Here is a 5,285-nt window from a genome sequence, read left to right as displayed (position 1 = left end):
ATGAGGATCGCAAGGCGGCTGCAGACTGCGGAATGGATGGTTTCCTCTCTAAACCGATCGATATAGAGGAAGTTGTTCATACACTGCAGAATATTTTCGGAAAAAAATAATAGATATGAAAAGGGTCGGAGCTATCGTTGATTTGCCTCCACCTTGAGAACTTCAGGAATAGGTTTTTACTTATTCCTGAAGTTCTTTATTTTAGGATGTATATTGAATATTTTTCCTAAAACTGGTAAGATATTATCAAGATTTATAATAAACCATACAGATAAAATAGGAGAAGATACGTTATGAAATTAGAAGAATGTTATGCATCATTTGGCGGTAATTATGAAGATGTTCAGGCACGTCTCAGAAGCGATGCCTTAATAAAAAAATTTGTGTTGAAATTTTTATCGGATCCGACTTTTGGATCATTATGTGCAGCATTAGACAGCAAAAATTATGAAGAGGCTTTTCGTGCAGCGCATACTCTGAAGGGCATTGCACAGAATCTTAGTTTTAAGAGACTTGGGGAATCTTCCAGTTCGTTGACGGAATTTTTACGCGGAAAAGCAGATGGCCAGATTGACGCGTCCCAGTGTGCCTCTCTTTTTGGAATCGTCAAAGAAGATTATGATGCTGTTGTTGAAGCAATTCAGATGTTATCATAAATTAATGAATTTCCTGCCGGAAAAAGGCATTTTTTGTGGCGGGGGAGACTGTCCGAAAACTCAGATAATCTAACCTGATATACTAAAGGTTGATACATTTATTTATAGGTGTTCAATATAAATCAAATTGTACATTGAAAACTGAATAAAGTACACAGAAATCATGCAGACATTGTCTAAATATAGTATAATGGACTCAGTAAAAAATGATTTCGGGGTGTTCTGTTATGCCATATATTTCTGGCTTTGACCGTGAGCAGCTGATGTGCTGTTCATGGGATTCGTTTGTAGATAAAAAGAGTATTGCAAGAATAATTGATGCGTTTGTAAATAGCCTTGATATAAGCAGATATGGTGTAAAACCTGTATCTGTTGAAGGACGTCCGGCGTATGATCCTAAAAGTCTGTATAAATTGTATATTTATGGAAGCAGAAAAGGAATCCGGTCCTCTCGTAAATTGGCGGAAAGCTGCAGAGTGAATTTGGAAGTAAAGTGGATGCTTGGAGGTGTAGAACCGGATTTTCGTACCATTTCAGATTTCAGAAAAAATAACATAGACAGTCTGAAGGAAATTTTTCATGAATTCAACCGCCGGATTTCCGGTGCAGTGGAATGGGGATTTTCATCTGTGGATGGAACAAAGATTCAGGCCAACAATTCGAAAGACAATAACTTCACAAAAAATAAACTGGATGACCGTATCAAGTGGCTGAATGGTCATACAGATGAATATCTTCGGATACTGAGTGAAATGGATGAAGAGGAAGGACAGCAGGATGATCCGGAAAAACTAACACGTGAGATCATTGAAGCGAAACTCCAGGAAGCCCAGGAACGTCTTGCAAGGTATGAAAGCTACCAGAAGTTGATGGAAGAAACCGGAGTATCACAGCTTTCCATTACTGATGCAGATGCAAAGCTTATGAAGAATAAAAATGGATTTACTGTAGCGTATAATCCACAGACAGCAGTAGATTCAAAAACGCATCTGATCCGTGATTTTCAGATGACAAATCAGGTAACGGATCATGGACTTCTGGAAAACACAATGAAGAAAATCAAAGAAGAGGCCCCGGAAGCGATTGTAGAAGTTGTTGCAGATAAAGGCTACGAAGATACAGATGACATGGTCAGATGTCTGGAAAAAGGAATCATTCCGCATGTGATAACGGATGATGGAAAAGATGGTTATGAAATAGAAATACCCTATGAAGAGGCTGAAGCAGATATAACCAGTGCAGAACCGGAAGAACTAAAGAAAGCATTGCATGCAGGAAAGATTCCGGAAGTATATAAAGAAGTTATACAGGATATAAAAGTCGAGGAAGTACGTCGAAAAGTCGTAGACGAAAAGGAAGGGTGTACTTCGATTTATGGATCAGCAGAGGAAATGCAGGAAAAAGCAAGGGAAGGATATTTTGTCAGAGATCCTGAGCGAAATCTTGTATATTGTCCGGCAGGAGAGATACTCAGGCAGAAATGCATCAAGAAAAATGGAAATATCCGATATGCAAATAAAAATGCCTGTAAACACTGCAAAAATCGTAACAGGTGTTATAAAGGGAAAAACGAATGGAAAGAGATTGATTTTACAAAAGATCAGCTTCAGAAGCCATGTAAGGACTGGTTAAAAACAGAAGGAAAAGAACCGGAAGAAATGAAAATTAAAGAAAAATGGCATTATGAGAAAGTAAAGATCGTAAGATTTTTTCTTAAACCAGACCAGGAGAAAATGAGTCAGAGGATGTGCCTGTCAGAACATCCATTTGGAACGATAAAACGGGCAATGGGAGCCACTTATTTCCTGCTAAAAGGAATGAAAAAAGTGGCAGGGGAATTTGCGCTCTTTTGCCTGGGATATAATCTGGAACGAGCAAAAAATCTCCTGGGATTTGACAAAATGATGGAACTTATGACAGAAGCATAAGCCTATTTCTTCAACACTGTGTATTTTATTTAGTTTTCAATGATACAGAATGAGGGAAAGGGCTTATTTTATGCATAAAAAAGAAGTTTTTGGACGGTCTGGGGGGGGGTACAAAGATGCCAGATGGGAAGAGTGTAAATATAGATAATAATATATTTCATACATACTATGCAAAAGTAAAAAAGGGGAGTCGCAAAATTCTTATTGTAGATGATGATGCGGTCAGTCGGTCTTTATTGAGCCATCTTTTAGAGGGACGCTATGAGATACTGACAGCAGAAAACGGTCAGGAAGCATTGGATATTTTGAAACGCGAGAGTGCGGAGATCTGCATGGTTCTTCTTGATTTGCTCATGCCTGTGATGGATGGATATGAGTTTTTGCGTATAGTAAGGGAAGACTTACAATTATCTATGATTCCGGTGATCGTGACAACTGCGAAAGATCAGGAAGAGGAAGAGATACGATGCCTGGAGCTTGGAGCTGTTGATTTTCTGCCGAAGCCTTATCGTATGGAGCTTGTCCGATGTCGTGTGGATCGTATGATCCATTTACGGGAAACAGCGGCAATTTTGAATATGATAGAGCGAGATCCGCTCACAGGGCTTTATACGAGAGACTTTTTTTATCTTAAAGTGGCGCAGATTCTTCAGGATTATAAAGACTGTCCTTATGACATGATCGTTGCGGACATGGAGCGATTTAAGATAGTGAATGAGCGGCTTGGCGTAGAAGCCGGAGACAGAGTTCTTCATTATATGGGAGAACGTTTTAAGAAATTGATGGGGCCGGGTGAGATCTGCACAAGACTTCATGATGATCTGTTTGCCATGTTTGTTCACCACAGTGATGCACAGCGGCGTTCGGAATTGTTATGGCAGTGGGATGAGGTCGTGCCGGGTGTTACGATTCATAATCCGGTCATTAAGTATGGGATTTATGAGAATGTCAATAGCAATATGCCGCCTTTTGGTATGTGTGACAGGGCGGTTTTTGCCATGAATCGAATTAAGAGACATTACGGTGTGAATGTGGCGATCTATGATCATTCATTGAGCAAAGATATTTTGAAAGAACATCAGATTCTGGATTCAATGGAGGACGCACTTAAGGAACATCAGTTTCTGGTATATTATCAGCCGAAATATGATATTCATAATGATTGTATTGCAGGTGCTGAGGCACTTGTGCGATGGATTCATCCAGAGTTTGGTTTTATGTCACCGGCAGATTTTATTCCGTTATTTGAACATAATGGATTTATTTCCCAGCTGGATTTTTATGTCTGGGAAGAAGTTTGCAGAGACTTAAAAGCATGGAAAGCGGAGGGCAGAACCATTGTACCTGTTTCCGTGAATGTTTCGAGAATTGATTTTTCAGATCCTCTGCTTGTAGAAAAAATTGTCGAATTGACGGACCGTTATGGTATTGACAGAGAACTTTTGCATCTGGAAGTTACGGAATCTGTGTATATGGATGAGTTGTGGCAGATCATACAGATGCTGAAGGATCTTCGTGAAAAAGGATTTAAAATTGAGATGGATGATTTTGGCTCCGGACATTCTTCGCTTAATGTGCTCAGTGAGCTTCCGGTGGATGTTTTAAAGTTGGATATGAAATTCCTGCGTGAGGGTTCAAGCAGTAAAAAGAGTATTCTCGGATTTGTTATCAGCTTGTCGAAGTGGCTCAATCTGAAAACGGTAGCTGAGGGCGTTGAGACAAAACAGCAGTTGGTCGAGTTAAAACGGTTCGGCTGTGACTATGTTCAAGGATATTATTATGCAAAACCGATGAATCGTCAGGAATTTGAAATCTATATGGAGGAGCATGCCAGAGCAGAAGAGGATAAAAGAGATTATCTGACAGCAGAGTTTCAGGAACCGGCAGCTATCGGCAAAAGGAAAGAAACCATACTTATTGCGGAAGACAGCGAGATGAATCGAGAGATTCTTAAGAGTATGCTTGAACCTTATTATCATATTGTGGAGGCGACCAACGGAAAGGAAGCATATGCTTATCTGAAAAAACATGCAGATGAGATATCTGTCATTTTGCTGGATATGATCATGCCTGTGATGGATGGATTTCAGTTTCTTAAGAAACGGAGCAAGCACAAAGAGATGGATGAAATTCCTGTCATTATTACTTCCGAACTGGAGGAAGACAGTGATCTGATGGCGTTGAAACTCGGGGCGGACCGTTTTATCGGTAAACCTTATCAGCAGTCGCTGCTCCTGCTTTCCATACAGAATATGATAAAATGGAAAAAAGTCAGCAAATCAGACAAAAAGAAATAATTTACCACTTGACAAAACTAAACAGAAGGTATAAACTCTGAAAAAAAGCGATGACAGAGAGAAGTACTGTATATTATCGTTCCCAGAGAGCGGGTGATGGTGGGATACCCGTAAAGTGAATATGCAGGAATAACACTCTAACAGCTGCAAACTGAACATTCTTTAAGAATCAGTAGGGGCGCCGTGAGCTGGACGTTAAAACAGCAGGTCATGAAGGTGACTGTTTATATGACAGTAAGTCAGGTGGTACCGCGGATAGATACACTGTTCGTCCTGAAAGGAATTTCAGGATGAACAGTTTTTTTGTTTATGGGAAAAATTTACATTTTTTGCCATTTTGGATAATTACATTCCGACTCCACACAGTCCTTTTTTGAGATTAGTCCGACAATGAGTTTTGCAGA

At 39.8% G+C, this 5,285-nt stretch carries 3 protein-coding genes and 1 other annotated feature; all 3 genes read left to right on the top strand.

All coding sequences use genetic code 11. The features are described from left to right. Positions 1–293 precede the first annotated feature (293 nt). Positions 294–656, top strand: a complete 363-nt coding sequence (locus QZZ35_RS08810; protein WP_291234982.1) for an Hpt domain-containing protein — start codon at positions 294–296, stop codon at positions 654–656. Positions 657–883: 227 nt separating this feature from the next. After that, the gene (locus QZZ35_RS08805; RefSeq protein ID WP_291237066.1) at positions 884–2,584 is read left to right on the top strand and encodes a transposase; all 1,701 of its coding nucleotides are present in this window, start codon (positions 884–886) and stop codon (positions 2,582–2,584) included. 116 nt (positions 2,585–2,700) lie between these two features. After that, the gene (locus tag QZZ35_RS08800) at positions 2,701–4,881 is read left to right on the top strand and encodes an EAL domain-containing protein (protein WP_291237065.1); all 2,181 of its coding nucleotides are present in this window, start codon (positions 2,701–2,703) and stop codon (positions 4,879–4,881) included. 41 nt (positions 4,882–4,922) lie between these two features. Continuing rightward, positions 4,923–5,160 (top strand) — a binding site (T-box leader). Positions 5,161–5,285 lie beyond the last annotated feature (125 nt).

Source organism: Frisingicoccus sp., assembly GCA_016298055.1.
Lineage (GTDB): Bacteria > Bacillota > Clostridia > Lachnospirales > Lachnospiraceae > Frisingicoccus.
This window is presented reverse-complemented; position numbering and strand designations above follow the sequence as displayed.

Bases quoted from the DNA above. Each gene is read 5' to 3' on its own strand.
- QZZ35_RS08810 (WP_291234982.1), top strand. From the start codon at position 294: ATGAAATTAGAAGAATGTTATGCATCATTTGGCGGTAATTATGAAGAT.
- QZZ35_RS08805 (WP_291237066.1), top strand. From the start codon at position 884: ATGCCATATATTTCTGGCTTTGACCGTGAGCAGCTGATGTGCTGTTCA.
- QZZ35_RS08800 (WP_291237065.1), top strand. From the start codon at position 2,701: ATGCCAGATGGGAAGAGTGTAAATATAGATAATAATATATTTCATACA.